Genomic DNA, 18,296 nt, shown 5'->3' with positions numbered 1-18,296 from the left:
ACACCCCACGTGAAGTCAGCGCTGACCAGCGGATACACGCAATGTTCAGCAGCGATCACCACATTAGAGGGACCCACTGACAACGCCGCCGGACGACCGGACGGGTCAGAGGCCCCGGCGCTTGGTCCCCGCTTCGAGTTCCCGGCGCAGTCGGGCCGGGGCCCAGTTCTCGGTGACTGCCTGCCAGAGCAGGTCGGCCTGGGAGGGCGGGGCGAGGCCGCCGACGGGCGGGTCGAGGTCGAGGTCGGTGGGGAAGGGATAGCCCTCGGCGGTGGCGGCGACGACGCGGCGCAGCCAGTCCTCCGGGGCGCCTTCGGCCTTGCGGTGCAGCAGGACGGGGAAGAGCGCGTTGGCCATCGCCTCGCGGTCCACGGTCTCCATGGCGCGGCCGAAGGCGGAGGAGATCTGGAGCAGGTTGGCCATGCGCCGGATGCCGGTCGAGCGGTTGTGGCCGGCGGCGTGGAAGAGCGCGGGGTTGAAGAACGCCGCGTCCCCCTTGTCCAGGGGGAGTTGGACGTGGTGGGCGTCGAAGTACTCGACGAACCGCGGCAGTCGCCAGGCGAGGTAGCCGGGCTGGTACTTCTGCGAGTGGGGCAGGTAGAGGGTCGGGCCGGACTCGACCGGCATGTCGCAGTGGGCGACCGCGCCCTGGAGGGTGAGGACGGGGGAGAGGCGGTGGACGTGCGCGGGGTAGGCGGCGGCCTGCCGCTGGGAGAGGAACCCGAGGTGGTAGTCGCGGTGCGGACTCTGGGCGGCGCCGCCGGGGTTGACCACGTTGACCTGCGAGGTGACCTGGTAGGCGGGGCCGAGCCAGGCCTCGGCGATCAGCGCCAGGACGTCGTTGGCGTAGTAGTCGGCGAACACCTCCGGCGCGCGGACGGCCACCTTGTCCAGGGCGTTCCAGACGCGGTCGTTGGCGCCGGGCTTGGCGAAGTGGTCGCCCCGGGCCGTGCCGGCGGCGCGCTCCTCCTCGATCAGCGCCCGGAAGGCGGCGGACGCCCGGTCCACGACGGCCGGGTCGGTGAACGCGCCCTTGAGAACGACGACGCCGGGGCCGTCCATCAGCGCCCGGATCAGCTCGGTCTGTACGCTCCGACGGCCCTGCGGGGTGGCCGTCAGCGCGCGGAGCCGATCGCTGTCGTAGAGCGGAACGTTCTGCTCCACCCGCTCGGCCGAGGGGTGGTCGGCGAGTTCGGTGCGCTGCTCGACGAGTGCGCGGAACGCGTCGAGATCGCAGTCCTCCTCGGTCAGCCAGGTCCCTGCCGCAGTCCGTGACGCCGTCCCTGGCGCGGTCCGTGCCGTCGTCCCTGCCGCCGTCCGTGACGCCGCATCGATGGGGGACATCGTGCTCCCTTCCTATGTCGCAGCCCTTGTCCTTCTGCCAGTCTGATGACCTCGAATCCATCATTCAATGCGCGGAAACACATCAAAAAGACATCACAGAGCCTGGGAAATCAGCGATGCGACACCCGTACACGATCAAGGAGATCGCCCGTCAGTCAGGCCTGAGCACGGCCACGGTCGACCGCGTCCTCAACAGCCGGGGCATGGTGCGGGAGAGCACGGCCCGGGAGGTACGGCAGGCCGTCGAGGACCTGGACCGCCAGCGGAGCCAGGTCCGCATCGGCGGGCGTACGTTCATGATCGACATCGTGATGCAGGCCCCCGAACGCTTCACGACCGCCGTACGCGACGCCCTCGAAGCGGAACTGCCCTCCCTGCACCCCGCCGTCGTACGCTCCCGCTTCCACTTCCGTGAGACCGGCACCGCCGCCGAACCGGTCGCCACCCTGGACAAGATCGCCCGGCGGGGTTCGCAGGGTGTGCTCCTCAAGGCTCCGGACCTGCCGGAGATCTCCGCCGCGGTCGACCGGCTGGCCGCGGCCGGCATCCCCGTCGTCACCCTCGTCACCGACCTGCCCGGCAGTGCCCGCGTCGCGTATGTCGGCATCGACAACCGCGCGGCCGGGACCACCGCCGCGTACCTCGTCGGCCAGTGGCTCGGCGACCGGCCCGGCCATGTGCTGACCACCATCAGCCGCGGCTCGTTCCGTGGTGAGGAGGAGCGCGAGATGGGCTTCCGCAGCGCGATGCGCCTCGCCCACCCCGGACGCTCCCTGGTGGAGGTCACCGACAGCGACGGCCTCGACGCCACCCAGGGCGACCTCGTCCGCGCGGCGCTCCGACGCGACGAGGACATCGTCGCCGTCTACTCCATGGGCGGCGGCAACCTCGCGACCCTGGACGCGTTCGGCGAACTGGGTCGCACCTGCGCGGTGTTCATCGCCCATGACCTCGACCACGACAACACCCGGCTGCTCCGCGAGCGCCGCCTGTCCGCGGTCCTCCACCACGACCTCCGCCAGGACGTACGCCGCGCCTGCCAGACCGTGATGCGCGCCCACAAGGCGCTGCCGGACGACGGGCCCATGCTGCCGTCGCCGATCCAGGTGGTCACCCCGTTCAACATGCCGCCCGCCGCCACGGGCCTGCCGCGTACGGGGTGACGGCGGGCCAAGGCACTGCCACCGTCCTCCGTGGCGGCGTGCCCCCGGTTGGCCCGGTTGGCCCGGTTGGCCCGGTTGGCCCGCACGGCAGAGCGTGAGCGGCGTGCGCGACATATCCGGTGAATACTGCAAAAACCGCAGATCCGTCAGATGTCGGATGCCCTGCCCGATGCCGATGCCGATGCCGATGCCGATGCCCGATATTCAGCTGTCAGACGTCAGGGAGCCAGATGCCTACGGCGGTCGACCCCGTGGTGGCGTGATGTGTTGGAGTGCGACGGCCGATCTCGTGGCTGGTGTCTGCGTCGGAGTCGTCGGGGTGGCCTGTGTGGCGCAGGTGCGCGACGGCCGGGATCTGCCGCTCGCGGCGCTGCCGTTGCTGCTCGGGGCGCATCAGATCGTGGAGTCGGCGGTCTGGTCCTCGGGCGGCGGCAGCGGACCGGCCACCGTCGCCTGGGCCGTCATCGCGCTGCCGCTGCTGGCCGTCTGGGTGCCCGTGGGCGTGTGGTGCGCGGCCCCGCCCCGTGTCCGGACCCGGCTCACCGTCCTGCTCGGCGTCGGAGTCGCGACGGCCGCGCTGCTCGCCCACGCCCTGGCCACCGGTCCGGTGACCGCCGAGATCCGCGGCCGCACCGTCGGCTACACACTCGGCCTCTCCCATCCTGGCCTCCTCGTCGCGGGCTACCTCCTCGCCACGGTCGGCTCCCTCCTGCTCTCGGGCGACCGGCGCCTCGTACTGCTCGGGGCCCTGGCCGCCGTCGGTGCCCTGGTCTGCTGGATCCTGTGGCGACTGGAGTTCATCTCGACCTGGTGCGCCCTCGCCGCCCTCTGCTCGGCGGTCCTCCTCGGCTGGGTGCGCGCACGGCGGGCGGTCTCCTCGCATCACGCCGTCCCGTGACGCCCTTGCCCGCCTTGGTGAATCATTCATCCACCCAACTGTTGACTTAAGGCTTGGTCAGCCAGAGGATTCCAGGGGTGACACACTCCGCCGCCGGGCCGCTCGGCCCGGTCCTCCCCGCGGCCCTCGACGAGGCAGCCCACCGCTGCCTCGTCGCGGGCTTCGACGGTACGACGACCGTCCCCGACACCCTGAAACGGCTCATCGACCGTGGACTGGGCGGGGTCATCCTCTTCACCCGCAACGTCCGCGACGCCGACCAGGTCCGCGAACTCACCGGCACGCTACGGGGACTGCGCCCGGACCTGCTGGTGGCCATCGACAACGAGGGCGGCGGCATCGGCCACCTGGTGGCCGCCGGCGCCCCCGAGGTGCCCGGCTCCTGGGCGCTCGGCGTCGCCGACGACCCGAGGCTCACCGCCGCGTGCGCCGACGCCCTCGCCGGACATCTGCTCTCGCTCGGCATCACGGCCTCGTACGCCCCGGTCGCCGACGTACAGAGCCGGCCCGAGAACCCGATCGTGCGCACCCGGGCCTTCGGCGGCGACCCCGAGCTGGTCTCGCGGCATCTGCGTGCCTGGATCGAGGCCACCGAGGCGCGTGGCGTGGCCTCCTGCGCCAAACACTTCCCCGGTCACGGCGGGACCGTCACGGACAGCCACCACGAGCTCGCGGTCGACCCACGGCCGTACGACCGGCTCGATCTCGCGCCCTTCCGGGCCGCCGTCGACGCGGGCGTGCCCATGCTGATGAGCGCCCATGTGGTGTTCCCGGCCCTCGACCCGGACCTGCCCGCCACCCTCAGCCCGCGCATCCTCTCCGACCTGTTGCGCGGCGAACTCGGCTTCGACGGCGTCCTGGTGAGCGACGCGCTGGAGATGAAGGCCATCGCCGACCGCTACGGCGAGGCGGCCGGCGCCCGGCTCGCGCTCGCCGCCGGGGCGGACCAGGTCATCGTCGCCGTGCCGGATCCGGAGGTCACCCTCGCCTGCCGGGACGCCGTGCTCGACGCCCTGCTGACGGGCGAACTGGCCGAGGAGCGCGTGACCGAGGCCGCGGCACGGGTACGGCGGCTCGCGCTGCGGTACGCGGTGCCGTACCGGCCGGGCGAGGCGGCGCCGTGGGACGCGGACGCCGGGCCGGCGGCGGCGCGGCGGGCCGTCCGGCGCGGCGGGCCCGTGCCGGAACCGGTGCCGGGCGCCCATGTCGTCGACCTCTTCCCGGCCCCGCACCCCGCCCTCAACTGGGGCGGCGAGGACCTCCTGACCGAGATCCGCGCCCTCGACCCGACGGCCACGGGCACGGCGGTCGCCGGAGAACCGGACGACACCGGCGCCGTCGTGGCTCAGGCGCTGCGGGCCGCGGCCGGGCGGCCGCTGGTCGTCGCCGTGTGCGACGCCGAGCTGTACCCCTGGCAGGGGCGCCTGCGGGACGCGCTCCTGACCGCACGCCCGGACGCGCTACCGGTCTCCACCGGCTTGCCGGAACCCGGCGCCGCGGTGTGCGCGCACGGCAGGGGGCGGGTCAACCTGGGGGCGGTGGCCGAGATCCTGACGGGGCGGACACCCTGACCTCCGGCCGTCAGGGGATGCGCACGTCGCTCCCCTCGACCAGCTCCGTGATCCCCCTCGCCGCGAGATACGCCGTGTCCTTCGCCCGCTCCGCCAGGACCACCGCCGGGCGGGTGCCCTCCTCCCGCAGGCGCATCCAGGCCTCGAAGAAGGCGCCGCCCGGGCCGGAGACCGAGCGGGTGGACGGGGTGCAGTCGAGGACCAGGGCCGTCGTACGGGGAACGGACGGGGCGGCGGCGGTGCGGAGCTCGGCCACCGTCGTGGAGAGGGCGTCGGCGATCGGCTTGGGACGGCCGGCGGAGTCGAAGAGACCCAGGGTGTACTCCAGTTCGGGGAAGTCGGCCAGGGAGCGGTCGACGTCGTGGGAGCACCACCAGGTGACGCCCCACAGCTGTGCGCAGCCGGCCGCGTTGCGGAGGGTCGCGCGGGCGAAGTCGGGGGCGTCGGCGGCCGGGATGTGCGGCTCGGGCGCCCCGGTCTCCTGGACCCAGACCGGGCGGGCCGGGTCCGTGGCGTAGGCGACGGCCAGCTCCGTGCCGTACTCCGCGAGATGGTGCGTCTGCGGGGAGCGTGGGCCGTAGCGGCGGGCGCAGTCGGCGGAGAAGACCCAGGGGTGGACCGTGGTCAGGTCGCCCTTGCGGGCCGAGGCCTCGGGGGTGAAGGGGTGGTCGTCGCCGTACCAGGCGGCGTCGTACGCCGAATGCGTGACCAGGCCGCCGTACTCGCCGAGCCCGTCCCGCGCGGCGGCCAGCAGGGTGTCCAGGTAGTGGTCCACCTCGGCCGGTGACACCGGGTTGTGCTCGACCAGGTTGTTGAGCTCGTTGCCGAGCTGGAGGCCGATGAGGTGGGGATGGCCGGTCAGGGCGCGGCCCAGCGTGTGCAGGAGCAGCGCCTGCGCCTCGATGGCCCCGGGGTCCGTGAACACGTTGCGGTGGTGCCAGCCGCGCGTCCACTCCGGGTAGAAGTCGAAGCTCGACAGATGGCCCTGCACGCCGTCGACGACGACGTCCAGGCCGCATTCGCCCGCCAGGTCCACCAGGCGGACCAGCTGGTCGACGGCCGATGCGCGGACCAGGGTGCGGTTGGGCTGGAGCAGGGGCCACAGATGGAAGACCCGGACGTGGTCCAGGCCCAGCCCGGCGATCTGTTCCAGGTCCTCGCGCGTGAGCCCCGGATCGAAGTCGTGCCAGGCGTGGAACCAGCCTCTGCGTGGGGTGTAGTTCACTCCGAAGCGGAGTGCGGGCGCGGGCGAGGGCGGCGTGTCGATGGCGGCCTCCTCAAGAGTTGGACCTTGTCTCCGGCGAATGTATCAACCACCATGGACGACAATGAATAGTGATTTGAACCAAGCTTCCGCGGATTCCCCGGCTGCCCGGGCGTCGGCCGCGTCGCTCTCCAGAGCCGCCCCGGCGCTGGTGGTCGGCATCGACGCCGGCGGCACCCGCACCCGTGCCGTCCTGGCCGACCTGGGTGACGGCCGCACCCTGGGCGAGGGCACGTCCGGGCCGGGCAACGCACTCACCGTGCCCGGCCCGGTGCTCGCCGACCACCTCGCAGAGGCCCTCGCGCGGGCCGTGCCCGAACCGTTGCGCGGGCGGGTGGTCGCGGTGGCGGGCGGGTTCGCCGGTACCGGCCACGGGGGACAGGCCGCCGACGAGCCCGGCCGGGTACGCGCACAGGCGGCGCTGGCCGCCGCGCTCGCCCGGGTGGGCGTCACCGCCGCCGAGGTCGGTGTCCACAGCGACATCGAGACCGCGTTCGCCGCCGCCCCCGGCCACCCCGCCGACGGCCTCGTCCTGGTGGCCGGCACCGGCGCGGTCGCCGCCCGGATCGACGCACGGGTGCCGGCCGCGACCTCCGGCGGCGACGGCTGGCTCCTCGGCGACGACGGCGGCGGCTTCTGGATCGGCCGCGCCGCCGTACGGGCGGTCCTGCGGGCCGCCGACGGCCGCAGCGGGCCCACCGCGCTCGCCCTCACGGTCGGCCGGGCACTCGGCCTGCCGACGGAGATCCTTCCCCCGCAGGACTACGGCGGCACGGACGCGGCCCCGTGCCACGGCGGCACGGACGCCGCCCCCTGGAGCGCGGCCTCGCGCGCCGCCTACCGCGAGCGTCTGCTGCCCGCCGTGATGGACCGGCCGCCGGTCCGGCTCGCCGACCACGCGCCCCTGGTCGTCCGCGCCGCAGAGGAGAAGGACGCCGTCGCCACGCGGATTCTGCACGAGGCGGCCCGCCGCCTCGCCGACACCGTGGCGGCACTCGCCCCGCGCCCCGGCGAACCCCTCGTCGTCACCGGCGGCCTCCTCGCCCCCGACGGCCCCCTGCTGATCCCCCTGACCGAACGCCTGGCCCCCCTCGCCCTCGCGATCACCCCGGTCTCGGACGGCTCCCCGGGCGCCGTGGCCCTGGCCCGCCTCGACCACGCCATCTGAGCCCACACCACCTGAGCCCACCGCACCGGCCGCTGAGGCAGGAAGGACGACTTCATGTCCCCTCAGAACCAGGCAACTGTCTCGCACCCCTACCTCGACCCGGCCGCCCCCCTCGACACCCGAGTCCGCGACCTCCTCTCCCGTATGACCCCACGCGAGAAGGCCGGCCAGCTCAACCAGCGCATGTACGGCTGGGGCGCCTACCGCCGCACCCCGGACGGGCACTTCGCACTCACCGAGGCCCTGTACGCCGAGACGGAGCGCTTCGCGGGCCTCGGCGCCCTCTACGGCCTGATGCGCGCCGACGCCTGGTCCGGCGTGGACCACGGCTCGGGACCCGACGCGACGGACAGCGCAGACCTCGCCGACCTGGTCCAGCGCCATGTCCTGGAACGCAGCCGACTCCGCATCCCCGCCCTGTTCGTCGAGGAGATGCCGCACGGTCACATGGCCCTCGACGGCACGGTCCTCCCCGTCAACCTGGCCGTCGGCGCCACCTGGGACCCCGGCCTGTACGAGCGGGCCGCCGCCCACGCCGCCGCCGAACTGCGCGCCAGAGGCGGCCACGTCGCCCTCGTCTCCGCACTGGACATCGCCCGGGACCCACGCTGGGGCCGTACCGAGGAGTGCTTCGGCGAGGACCCGTACCTGGCCGCCCGGCTCACCGAGGCCCTGGTGCACGGCATGCAGGGTGCGCCGGGCGAGTACTTCGCCGCCGACCGCACCCCCGTCGTCCTCAAGCACTTCGCCGGTCAGGGCGCCACCGTCGGCGGCCGCAACTCCGCCGAGTCCGAACTCGGCCTGCGCGAACTGCACGAGATCCACCTCCCGGCCGCCCGCGCCGGGGTCCGGGCCGGCGCCGCCGCCGTCATGGCCGCGTACAACGAGGTCGACGGCGTGCCCTGCTCCGGCAACCGCGCCCTGCTCACCGGACTGCTCCGGGACCGCTGGGGCTTCGAGGGCCTGGTCATGGCCGACGGGCTCGCCGTGGACCGCCTCGCCCGCATCACCGGTGACAAGGTGTCCGCGGGCGCGCTCGCGCTGCACGCCGGCGTCGACCTCAGCCTCTGGGACGAGGGCTTCACCCACCTGGAGGAGGCCGTCGAACGGGGCCTGGTGAGCGAGGCCGCCCTGGACACGGCCGTCGCCCGCGTACTGCGCCTGAAGTTCCGCCTCGGCCTCTTCGAGCACCCGTACACGCGACGCGCGTCCGTCCCCGAGCACGCCGGGCGCAGCCTGAGCACCGACCTCGCCCGCGCCTGCGTCACCCTCCTCCACAACCCGGCCGGCGTCCTGCCCATCGGGCCCTCGGTACGCCGTATCGCCGTGCTCGGCCCGCACGCCGCCACCATCGCCCACCAACTCGGCGACTACACCGCCCCGCAGCGCCCCGGCACCGGCGAGAGCGTCCTCGACGCACTACGCCGCCTCGCCCCGGCCGGCACGGACGTCCGCCACACACCGGGCGCGGCCCTCACCGGCGCCGACCGCAGCGGCGTCCCGGCCGCGATCGCCGAAGCCGTCGCGGCCGACCTGGCCGTGCTCGTGCTGGGCGGCAGCAGCGCCCGTACCCCCGACACGGAGTTCGACGCCAACGGGGCCGCGCGGACGGTGGTGTCCGAGATGACCTGCGGTGAGGGCGTCGACCTCGCCGGGCTGCGGCTGGGGGAGGCCCAGCACGCGTTGCTGGACGCGGTCACCGCCACCGGCACGCCCACCGTCGTCGTCCTCGTCCAGGGCCGCCCGCACGCCGTCCCGGAGGCGGCGGACCGGGCCGCCGCGCTGCTCACCGCCTGGTATCCGGGCCCGTGGGGCGGCCGGGCGATCGCCGAGGTGCTCCTCGGGCTCACCGAACCCGTCGGGCGCCTCCCGGTCTCCGTCCCGCGCTCGGCGGACCGACTTCCCGCCTACTACAACCACAAGGACACCGAGTACGGCTCCTACGTCGACGGCGACGCCGGGCCACTCTTCTCCTTCGGGCACGGGCTGTCGTACACGGCCTTCGACCACGGTCCGCCCCGCCTGGCCGGGTGCACCGTCGAGGTCGACGTCACCAACACCGGTACGCGGCCCGGCCGCAGCGTCGTCCAGCTGTACATCCGCAGGCTGCGTACGCCCGTGTGGCCGCGCACGCTCGAACTGCGGGCGTTCCGCGGCGTGGATCTCGCCCCGGGGGAATGCCGTACGGTCGCGATACGCCTCGGCGCCGACCAACTGTCGCTGGTCGGCGCCGACTTGGAGTCCGTGGTGGTGCCGGAGGCGGTGGAGATCCGGGTCGCGCGGTCCGCGCGGGAGGCGCTCACGGTCGTACCGCTCGTGCTCGATCAGAGCTTGACCGCCCCGGAGGACACCCCCTTGTAGAACCACCGCTGTGTGATCACGAACAGCACCAGCACCGGGATCACGGAGATCACCGAGCCCGCCATGACGATCCGCTGGTCGTAGCCGAAGGAGGAGGACTGCAGCCGGGAGAGGCCCAGGGTGAGGGTGAAGTGGTCCTCCGTGCGCAGCACGATCAGGGGCCAGAGGAAGTCGTCCCAGGCGCTGATGAAGGTGTTGATGGTGACGACGAGGATCGCTCCCCACGCGGACGGCAGATACAGATACCGGAACCGCTTCCACTCGCCCGCCCCGTCCAGCATCGCCGCGTCCTCGATCTCGCGCGGCACGGCGAGGAACGCGGCCCGCATGATGAGGACGTTGATGGCGGCGACGAAGCCGGGCAGCCAGACACCGACCACGTTGTCGACCAGGCCGAGGTCACGGATGCTGAGGAACAGCGACACCATGATCGACTCGAAGGGGAACATCATGGACGCCATCAACAGCACCCAGACCAGCTTTTTGCCCTTCCAGCTGGGCTTGGAGAGCATGTAGCCGGCGAGCGTGGAGAAGACCAGCTGACTCGTGATCGACAGCAGGGCGACGGCCACACTGTTGCGGATGTACGTCCACACCGGGACCTGGGCGAACACCTCGCGGTAGGCGCGCAGGGTCGGATCGCTGGGGAAGAGAGAGGCGTTCGGGCCGAACACGTCCTCGCCGACGCCCTTCAGCGACGACAGCAGCTGCCACACCAGCGGGCCGATGGTGATGCCGAGGACGAAGAGCAACAGCAGGTAGCGGACGATGAGTTCGCGCGGCCGGCCGTAGTCCCGCCAGCGCGGCATCAGGCGCCGCCGTTTCGCCGGGGGAGCCTCGGCGGCCTCCGAGGCCTCGGAAGCGGCGGAGGCCGGGTCGGTCACGGCCGTCGTCATGACTCGTCCTCCTTCGTCAGGCGCTGCGCGAGCAGCGTGAGGCCCAGGGTGAGTACGAAGAGGGCGACGCTGACGGCCGAGCCGTACCCGGCGTTGCCGGTGAGCGGGTCGAGGGCGACGTCCCGGATGTAGAAGGGGAGGGTGCGGTCGGCGCCGCCGGGGCCGCCGGTGGAGCCGCCGAGCATGTAGATCTCGGTGAACACCCGCAGCGAGCCGATACCGGTGAGGGTGCCGACGAGCATCATCGAGGTGCGCACGCCGGGCATGGTGATGTGCCAGAAGCGGCGGATCGCGCCCGCGCCGTCGACCGAGGCGGCCTCGTGCAGTTCCTTGGCCACGTTCCCCAGCGCGGCCAGGTAGAAGATCATGTACCAGCCGAGGCCCTTCCACAGGGTCAGGCCCATCGCGCAGATCAGGATCAGCCAGGAGTCCGAGAGGAAGGGGATGGCCTCGCGGATGATGTGGGCCTTCTGCAGCCAGGTGTTGACCAGGCCCTGATCGCTGAGCAGCCACTGCCAGCTCAGGCCGACGACCACGCTGGAGGCGAGGACCGGGGTGTAGAAGGCGGAGCGGAAGAAGCCGATGCCGGGCAGGTTCTTCTCCACCAGCACGGCCAGCGTCAGCGGCAGCAGCACCATCAGAGGGACCACGATCAGCGCGTACAGCACGCTGTTGCGGGTGGCGAGCCAGAAGTCGGAGTCGCCCAGCATCCGCGTGTAGTTGTCCAGGCCCACGAAGGACGCGGCGCCGCCGAGCGGCTTGGCGTCGGTGAAGGACAGCAGCAGCGTGTTGAGGAAGGGGTACACGCCGAAGACGGTGACGCCGATGATCGCCGGTGACATCCACAGCCACGGCAGCCACCAGCGGCGGTAGAGCGCGGCGCCGCCCGCGTCGGCGGAGGGGCCCGGCCTGATGGCCCGCAGCAGGCGGCGCCCGCCGTTCGGTTCCCCGGGACGGGGGTCGCGGGGAACCGCGACCCCCGATCCCTTGGTGGGGGGAGAGAGGGTGGTCATAGGGTCAGCTGCCCTGCTCGATCAGCTCGTTGGCCTTCTTCTGGGCCTCGTCGAGGGCGTCCTGGGCGCTCTTCTTGCCCTGCATGGCCAGCTGGATCTGGGCCGAGATGGCGTTCAGCTCACCGGGGGTGAGGGCGATCTCGTCGGCTGTGGCGGTCTTGCGGTCGCTGGCCACGATCTTGCGGGCCTCGGCGAAGGGGTCACTGCCCTCGACCGACTGGAAGAACGGGTCGTTCAACGATTCCGTGGTGGAGGGGAAGATGACCACGTTGGGGTCCTTCGCCCACTCCAGCTGGTTCTTCGCGTTGGTCAGGAACTGGGCGAAGGACAGCGCGGTGGCGGCGTTCTCGCTGGTGGACGCGACCCCGATGTACTGCGGGGCGCCCACGGTGTGGCCCAGGTCGTCCAGCATGAAGCGGGCGACCCCGGTCTCCTTGTAGACGCTCGGGTTGTTCTGCTGGATGAAGCGCAGGAAGTTGGGGTTGGTGGGGCCGTAGACCAGCTTGCCCTGACCGTAGACGTTGGCCGGGTCCTGGGTGGAGGAGAGCGAGTCGCGGGGCATGCCGCCGCTCTTGTAGAGCTTCGTCATGGCCTCGACCCACTGCGTGGTCTTCGGGTCGTCGGCGAAGGTGAACTTCTTGCCGTCGGGGGTCAGGACCTGGATGTCCATCTGCTGCCAGTCGGCCGGGATGCGCAGCTGCGGGTTGGCGAGGAAGGCGTAGTACTTGCCGTCCGAGGCCTCGGCTATCTTCTGGGCGTCGTCGAACAGGCCGAGCACGGTCGTCGGAGGTTTGGCGGGATCCAGGCCCGCCTTCTTCATCAGATCGATGTTGAAGGTCTGCGCGATGCCGCCGGAGTACCAGGGCAGCACACTGTGCACCTTGGTGTCGGTGGAGTCCGCGTACATGCTCGACTTCCACATCGACTCGGTGAACGGCTTCCCCGCGTCCGGGGCCTTCTTGTCCAGGTCCAGGAGATAACCGCTCTTGGTGAGCGCGATCGCCGTGTTGACGTTGATGTTCACCACGTCCGGCAGCGTGCAGCCCTGCGCGTCCGCGACGAGGCGCTGGGTGAAGGTGGCGTCGCCCGGGTCGTCGACCCACTTCACGGTGGTGTCGGGGTGGGCCTTCTCGAAGGCCTTGATGATGCCGTTGAAGTAGTCCCCGAAGTCCTTCTTCAGATTGGTCGTCTGGAAGGTGATCTTCCCCTTGACGTCCCCGGTGATCTTCCCCGAACCGACGTTGCCCTCGTCGACCTTGCAGCCGCCGGCGGTGGCGTCCCCGCTGTCGGAGCCGCCGCCCGACAGGCCGCAGCCGGCGGCGGTCAGGGTGAGGGCGATGACGCCCGCCACGCATCCGGTCAGTCTTCTCGCACGCATGTTGCCTCCTGCGATGAGTCAGCCGCCGACCACGCTGCTGGGGGCCGGGCTGCTGGTTCAAATCACCAACTAGGACTCCGATTGATGAAAATGTGGACCAGAATTCATCGGAGGTCAATGCCTTGCCGTGTTGCTTTTCGGTTCCGGGCCGTTTCCGGCGCGTTCAGTGCCGGTGCTCGTGGTCAGGGTGGGACGGGTCGCCCGGATGCTCGTGCCCCGGCGCGTACTCCACGTCGGCCCGCGCCCGGTCCAGCCAGTCGAAGAAGGCCTGCCGGCCCATCGCCCGCCGCAACTCCCGCACCACGTCGTCATGGATCTCGTCGTACGGCAGGAAGTCCCCCGGCCCCGCCCCGCCGTACGGATCGACGCCCCGCCGCAGCGCCTCCGCGGTGAGGAAACGGTCCGGATTGCGCTCGTAGTAGGCCCGTACGGCCATCTCCGGCACCCTCTGCTCGGTCTCCAGGGCCGCGAGCAGGGCCCGGGCGGCGGGGGAGTGAGCGAGGGCCACGGCGATGATGCTGCCCAGGTCGGCGACCTCGGTCCCGGACACCGCGAGCGCCCCGGCCGGGGCCGCCCCGGCCGGCGGCGCGAGACCGCGCGCGGCGCAGGCCCGGCGCGCCAGCTCGTCGGCGACCACGACCTGCGTGGCCCACCGCCGCCGCTGCCGCTCCGCCCGAGCCCGCCCCTGCGGCCGCGCCTCCCGATCCCGCGCGGGCACCGCCTCCAACACGGCCTCCACGCGCTCCTCGGGGATGACTTCACCACCCACCAGCACCGCGTGCCGGCCCGGCGCGGAGGGCTCGCCCGGGGAGTTCATCGCGTCACCTCCAGTACGACCGCCTCCGTGTAGGCCACACAGCCGTGCCAGCCTGCCTTCGCCATCAGCCAGTACGAGCCCGGCTCCACCGCAGAGCCGTCCACCTCGACCAGGTGGTCCGCGCTCTCCCCGGCCGCGAGGGTGAACCCCTGGCAGCCGGGTCCGACGCCGGCCCACGTCCCCCAGGACGACAGCGCCCAGAGCGTTCCGCTCACCGGCCCCCGGGTCGTGTTCCGGACCTGGACAGGTACGCGCACACGCTCACCCCGGCGCACCTCGACCCGGGCGGCGCCCAGTTCCAGCACGAGACTCGGCCCGGTCCGCCCGTCGGGCTCGCCCTCCACCGCCCCGCCCGGCACGTCCAGCGCGACCACGTCCTCGAACGACTGCCCGCCGTAGGTCAGCCGCGCGGCGAGCCGGTACCGGCCGGGCAGCGGGTCCGGCGGGGGCGTCACGGTGACCTCGGTGAGCGTGAAGCCCCCGGGGCCGAGCGCGTACGTCAGTTCGGCTGGCTCGGCGGTCCAGCCGGACGGCACGTCCAGGGCGACCGTGCCCGACACGGGCGTGTCGGTCAGCTCGGAGGAGACGCGGACCGTCGCGGTGACCGGGCCGTCGGCGGTGAGCGCGGCCGGCGAGAGATAGACGGCCACGGGCATGTTCCCCCGGGGCGCGGGCCCGGAGTTGTGCAGCCAGTACCGGGTGTGCACCGGCTGCGCGGGCTCGTACGCGGCCACGCCGGGCCCCTCGGCGGGCCGTCCGCCGACCGGCGAGGCCAGCACGGTGGCCACCTCGAAACCCGTCAGGTCCAGCTCCAGCACACCGTCCGCGCCGGGCGCCAGGGCCTCGCCGGGCCGCTCCAGTACGTCCGCCCGACCGCCCTCCGCCCATGCCGAGGGCCCCGTCAGCCGCGCCCGCACCGGCCGTCCGTCCACCTCGTGCGCCCGTACGACCACCCCGCGCGCGGGGTCCGCCGGGGCCGTACCGCCCCGGGCCAGAGGGGACCCGGCCGGCTTCAGCGCGTCCAGCAGCACCCGGCCCTCGGGCTCCAGCGCCAGCAGGGCCACGGTCCTCGGCAGGTCGGCCGGCGTCCCGGCGGGCCCCCGCAGCCGTGCGGTCAGCGGATGTTCGGGCTCCCGCAGCCGGGCCGTGAGCGGGCGGTTGAAGGCGTGTCCGGCGCGCGGCCAGCCCAGATCGCGCCAGTCGCCCTCTCCCGCGACGACCGCGTACTCGAAGGTGTGCGACCAACGTTGCAACTGGAAGCCGGAGCCGTCGGGGGCGGTGCGCCGGGGCGGGTCGACCCAGATGCCGGAGGGCCAGCCGGTGCAGGACCGCATCAACGACATGTAGAGGTCGCCGGAGGAGGTGACCACGCAGCCCGGCGTGCCCCGGTTGAGGATCGCGAAGCCCCGCCCGTCCCAGGCGTCACCCGGCGGCAGCGCCTCGCCACCCCCCGCCGCCGTGGCCCGCACGGTCGCGTCGTCCAGGTCGGAGATCAGCGCGTCCACGGCCTTGGCGTCGTCCTCGGGGCGGGCGCCCGCGACCACGAGCAGCGGCAGCCGCTCCAGGTCGCGCAGGTCGGCGCCGGGCACCCATTCCTCGCGGAGCGAGGCGCGGGGGGCCACCCAGACGGCGGCGAGGCCGTTCTCGGCGAGCTGGCGGCGCAGTTCGCGGGCGGCGGCCGGGTCCCAGCCGAGGGCCTCGGCGACCAGGGTGTTGCGTTCCGGGCCGCCGACGGCGATCCGGATGTCGGGCAGGTTGGAGTCGATCTCCAGGTCGCCGTAGCGCGGGCCGCCCGCGATCGTCGAGGTGGCCGTGACGCCCGTGCGCACCAGGGCCGCGGCGAGCGGGGTGCCCAGTTCGCCGGCGGTGTCCCAGCCGCTGAAGACCAGCTCGGCGACGCCGATCGACCGGTGCCCGAGCAGCGCCCCGGTGTCGTCGTGGACGGCGACGCGGGCCGTGGAGCCGAGCCCGAACCAGGTGTTCGCGGGGTTGTCCAGCGTCCACGGGAACTGCTCGCTGTCCACCTCCACGAAGCCGAAGCCGCGCCCGATCACCGCGTCCGCGACCTCGTGCACCGGCAGCCCGCCGCGTACGTCGGAGGGCCAGCGCACCCGGATCAGCCGGTCGGCGCCGTCGTAGCCGTCGACGGTCGTCGTCACGTCCAGCCGGTCGACGCCCGCCCACAGCGTGAGCCGCTGGGTGTACCGGAAAAGGCCCAGGTCGGCGCGGACGGTGATACGGGAGCCGGCCGCCGAGTGCTCGACATCGATGTCAGCTGTCACGTCCCGGCTGCGGGCGGCGGTCGTACCCGTGGGGGTGAGGTGCCAGGGGCCCTCGCCGAAGCGCGGATGCCTCGGATACTCCTCCTGCACCACCAGCTCGTTGCCGATGTCCCCGGCGCGCAGCAACTCCCGGCCGCCGCCGGCCTCGGTGAGCGCGCGCAGGCTGCTGACGCCGCCGCCGCGCGCGGGGTCGACCGTCACCTCGTAGAACTCGTTGCGGATCGTGGCTCCCTCACCGGCCGTCCAGCCGGCGACCGAACCCTCCGCGAGGGAGAGCGCCTTGAGGCCCATGCCGGGCACGTCCGGTACGACGACCCGCAGTTCGCCGTCCTCGCGCACGGCCGGCAGCGGCAGCCCGGTGTGGTCCAGCGGGACCAGGCCGGGGTCGGCGACGGTCAGTACGTCCCCCCGCCGCCAGGTCGCGGAGTTGAAGACGACCAGGTCGGGGCTGTCGCCCGGCAGGGCGACGACCCGGTCGGCGAGGGCCTGGGTGGCGTCGGCGTGCACGGCCTGGGCCAGGTCGTACAGCTCCCGCCAGCCGGTGAGCAGGTCGATGTAGACCTGGTCCGACTCGGAGCCGGTGATCGCGTCGTGGTGGGCGCCGTAGATCAGCTGCCGCCACGCCTTGTCGAGCGCCGCGTCCGGATAGGAGTGTCCGGCGGTGAGGGAGGCGAGGGTCGCCCAGGCCTCGGCGTCGGCGAGCAGCGCCTCGCCGTACCGCTGGGCCTGCTTGGTGTCGATGTAGGAGACGTCCTTGCCGGTGTAGACCGGGTTCATGTCCCGGGTCTGCGGGGACGCGGTGCGCCCCTCCCGCTCCAGCTCGCCGCGTACGGCGGCGAAGAAGTCCCGGGGGATGCCGCTGATGAAGCGCGGCCAGACGTAACGGGCGTTCCAGTCGCGGTGGATGCCCATCACCCAGCGGCACGGCGGGGCGTAGTCGCCGCCGACCGGCAGCAGCACGTTGCGGGTGAGCGCGACCTTCTTCAGCCCCCGGAAGAGCTTGAGCGCGGCGGCCTCCGCCTCGGGCAGCGTGGGCGCGTTGTCGATGGCCCAGCCGGCACCGTAGTGGTTGACCATGTACGCGGTCAGCAGCCCGCGCCCGGAGGGGGCGATCCAGCTGAACTCGGCCGGGAACTGCATGCGTTGGGGGTCGCGGGGCTCCTCGCCGAACACCGACAGGGTCGGCCCCCACTGGTGGAAGGGCCCGCGCGCCCACGAGCTGGAGGTGACGCCCGCGTCCGCCATGAGCCCCGGGAACTGCGGGTCGTGCCCGAACGCGTCCAGCTGCCAGGCCGTCTCCGGTGAGGCCCCGATGATCCCGCGCTGGAAGCCGTCGCCGTACAGCGCGTTGCGGATGGTCGCCTCGGCACCGGTGAGGTTGGTGTTGGGCTCGTTGTAGGTGCCGCCCATGATCTCGACCCGCCCGGTGCGGATGAGCTGGCGCAGGAAGGCCCGCTCCTCGGGGAAGGCGTCCCAGTACGGCTTGAGGTAGTCGACCTCGGCGAGCACGAAGGTGTACGCCGGGTCGCGCCGGGCCAGGTCGCAGTGGGCCCGCACCAGACTCATGCCGGACTGGCCGCGCGAGTCGAAGGTCCGGGCGGGCAGCCCGGTGAGGGCGGGATCGTCGGCGACGTCCCAGGTCTCGGTGTAGGCGGCCTGGGTGTTCCACCAGACGGGGTCGTAGTGGAAGTGGCTGACCATGAACATGGTCCAGCCGGGCTCGGCGACCGTGAACTCGGCGGTCTGCCGGGCCAGTTGCCCCCCATCCGCGTCCCCGTCCCCGTCGACGGCGGTGACCGTGATCTCACGGCGGTCGCCGACGGCGAGACCATCGCTGACCACGGGTATCTCGGCGCGTACGGTCCCGTCCGCACCGACGGTGACGACGGTCTCCCCGGCCTCCCCGACGCTGCGGACGCCCTCGCCCTCCACGCTCAGCCGGACCGCCCGGCCCGGTTCGTGCCCGACCTCGACGGCGACCACCTGACGCGGCTGGTCCTCCGTCCCGACGAAGAGCTCGGTCGACTCGACAGAGATGACACGCATGGGGCTCCTACGAGTACTCGGCGGAGCCCCATCCTGGCACCGAGGGGTGGTTCAATCAACCATCCGTAGGAATCTTGGTTGGTTCATCCATGCAA

12 protein-coding genes are annotated in these 18,296 nt (G+C 72.7%); 5 read left to right on the top strand and 7 right to left on the bottom strand.

Translation table 11 applies throughout. From position 1 onward, the window contains the following. Positions 1-105: 105 nt before the first annotated feature. Complete coding sequence (locus I8N67_RS03300) at positions 106-1,344, bottom strand: phytanoyl-CoA dioxygenase family protein (RefSeq protein ID WP_200301029.1); 1,239 nt, start codon at positions 1,342-1,344, stop codon at positions 106-108. Positions 1,345-1,460: 116 nt separating this feature from the next. Between I8N67_RS03300 and I8N67_RS03295 the strand changes: the two genes are divergently transcribed. The 3 genes from I8N67_RS03295 to I8N67_RS03285 all read left to right on the top strand — a co-directional run bounded on the left by I8N67_RS03295 (position 1,461) and on the right by I8N67_RS03285 (position 4,976). Then, entirely contained in the window at positions 1,461-2,507 is a 1,047-nt protein-coding gene (locus tag I8N67_RS03295) for a LacI family DNA-binding transcriptional regulator (RefSeq protein WP_200301028.1), read from the top strand. A 262-nt stretch (positions 2,508-2,769) separates the two neighbouring features. Beyond that, positions 2,770-3,405, top strand: coding sequence for a DUF6629 family protein (locus I8N67_RS03290; RefSeq protein ID WP_200301027.1), 636 nt, complete (start codon positions 2,770-2,772; stop codon positions 3,403-3,405). 77 nt (positions 3,406-3,482) lie between these two features. Beyond that, positions 3,483-4,976, top strand: a complete 1,494-nt coding sequence (locus tag I8N67_RS03285; RefSeq protein ID WP_200301026.1) for a glycoside hydrolase family 3 N-terminal domain-containing protein — start codon at positions 3,483-3,485, stop codon at positions 4,974-4,976. Positions 4,977-4,986: 10 nt separating this feature from the next. Here the strand turns inward: I8N67_RS03285 and I8N67_RS03280 are convergent, their stop codons facing one another. Further along, entirely contained in the window at positions 4,987-6,243 is a 1,257-nt protein-coding gene (locus I8N67_RS03280; RefSeq protein ID WP_200301113.1) for a glycoside hydrolase 5 family protein, read from the bottom strand. A 73-nt stretch (positions 6,244-6,316) separates the two neighbouring features. Between I8N67_RS03280 and I8N67_RS03275 the strand changes: the two genes are divergently transcribed. Together I8N67_RS03275 and I8N67_RS03270 are read left to right on the top strand one after the other, a co-directional pair. After that, positions 6,317-7,408 carry a BadF/BadG/BcrA/BcrD ATPase family protein gene (locus I8N67_RS03275; RefSeq protein ID WP_372443619.1) on the top strand — a complete coding sequence of 364 codons (1,092 nt, stop codon included), beginning with the start codon at positions 6,317-6,319 and terminating at the stop codon, positions 7,406-7,408. Positions 7,409-7,462: 54 nt separating this feature from the next. Beyond that, complete coding sequence (locus I8N67_RS03270; RefSeq protein ID WP_200301024.1) at positions 7,463-9,769, top strand: glycoside hydrolase family 3 N-terminal domain-containing protein; 2,307 nt, start codon at positions 7,463-7,465, stop codon at positions 9,767-9,769. Here the strand turns inward: I8N67_RS03270 and I8N67_RS03265 are convergent. From I8N67_RS03265 to I8N67_RS03245, 5 genes are all read right to left on the bottom strand, one after another. After that, positions 9,733-10,665 carry a carbohydrate ABC transporter permease gene (locus tag I8N67_RS03265; protein ID WP_372443618.1) on the bottom strand — a complete coding sequence of 311 codons (933 nt, stop codon included), beginning with the start codon at positions 10,663-10,665 and terminating at the stop codon, positions 9,733-9,735. The two genes, I8N67_RS03270 and I8N67_RS03265, sit on opposite strands and share 37 nt — an antisense overlap. Beyond that, positions 10,662-11,678: a carbohydrate ABC transporter permease gene (locus tag I8N67_RS03260; RefSeq protein WP_200301023.1), complete on the bottom strand. Its 1,017-nt coding sequence runs from the start codon at positions 11,676-11,678 to the stop codon at positions 10,662-10,664. The genes I8N67_RS03265 and I8N67_RS03260 overlap by 4 nt, the downstream gene beginning before the upstream one ends. A gap of 4 nt (positions 11,679-11,682) precedes the next feature. After that, entirely contained in the window at positions 11,683-13,056 is a 1,374-nt protein-coding gene (locus I8N67_RS03255; protein ID WP_200301022.1) for an extracellular solute-binding protein, read from the bottom strand. Positions 13,057-13,219: 163 nt separating this feature from the next. Continuing rightward, positions 13,220-13,873, bottom strand: a complete 654-nt coding sequence (locus I8N67_RS03250) for a peptidyl-prolyl cis-trans isomerase (protein ID WP_200301021.1) — start codon at positions 13,871-13,873, stop codon at positions 13,220-13,222. After that, entirely contained in the window at positions 13,870-18,201 is a 4,332-nt protein-coding gene (locus I8N67_RS03245) for a glycoside hydrolase family 38 N-terminal domain-containing protein (protein WP_200301020.1), read from the bottom strand. Before I8N67_RS03245 ends, I8N67_RS03250 begins: the two co-directional genes overlap by 4 nt. Between the last annotated feature and the right edge of the window lie 95 nt (positions 18,202-18,296).

It is taken from the genome of Streptomyces adelaidensis (genome assembly GCF_016598475.1).
Lineage (GTDB): Bacteria > Actinomycetota > Actinomycetes > Streptomycetales > Streptomycetaceae > Streptomyces > Streptomyces adelaidensis.
The sequence above is the reverse complement of the archived record's forward strand: the minus strand, read 5'-3'. Positions and strand labels throughout refer to the sequence as shown.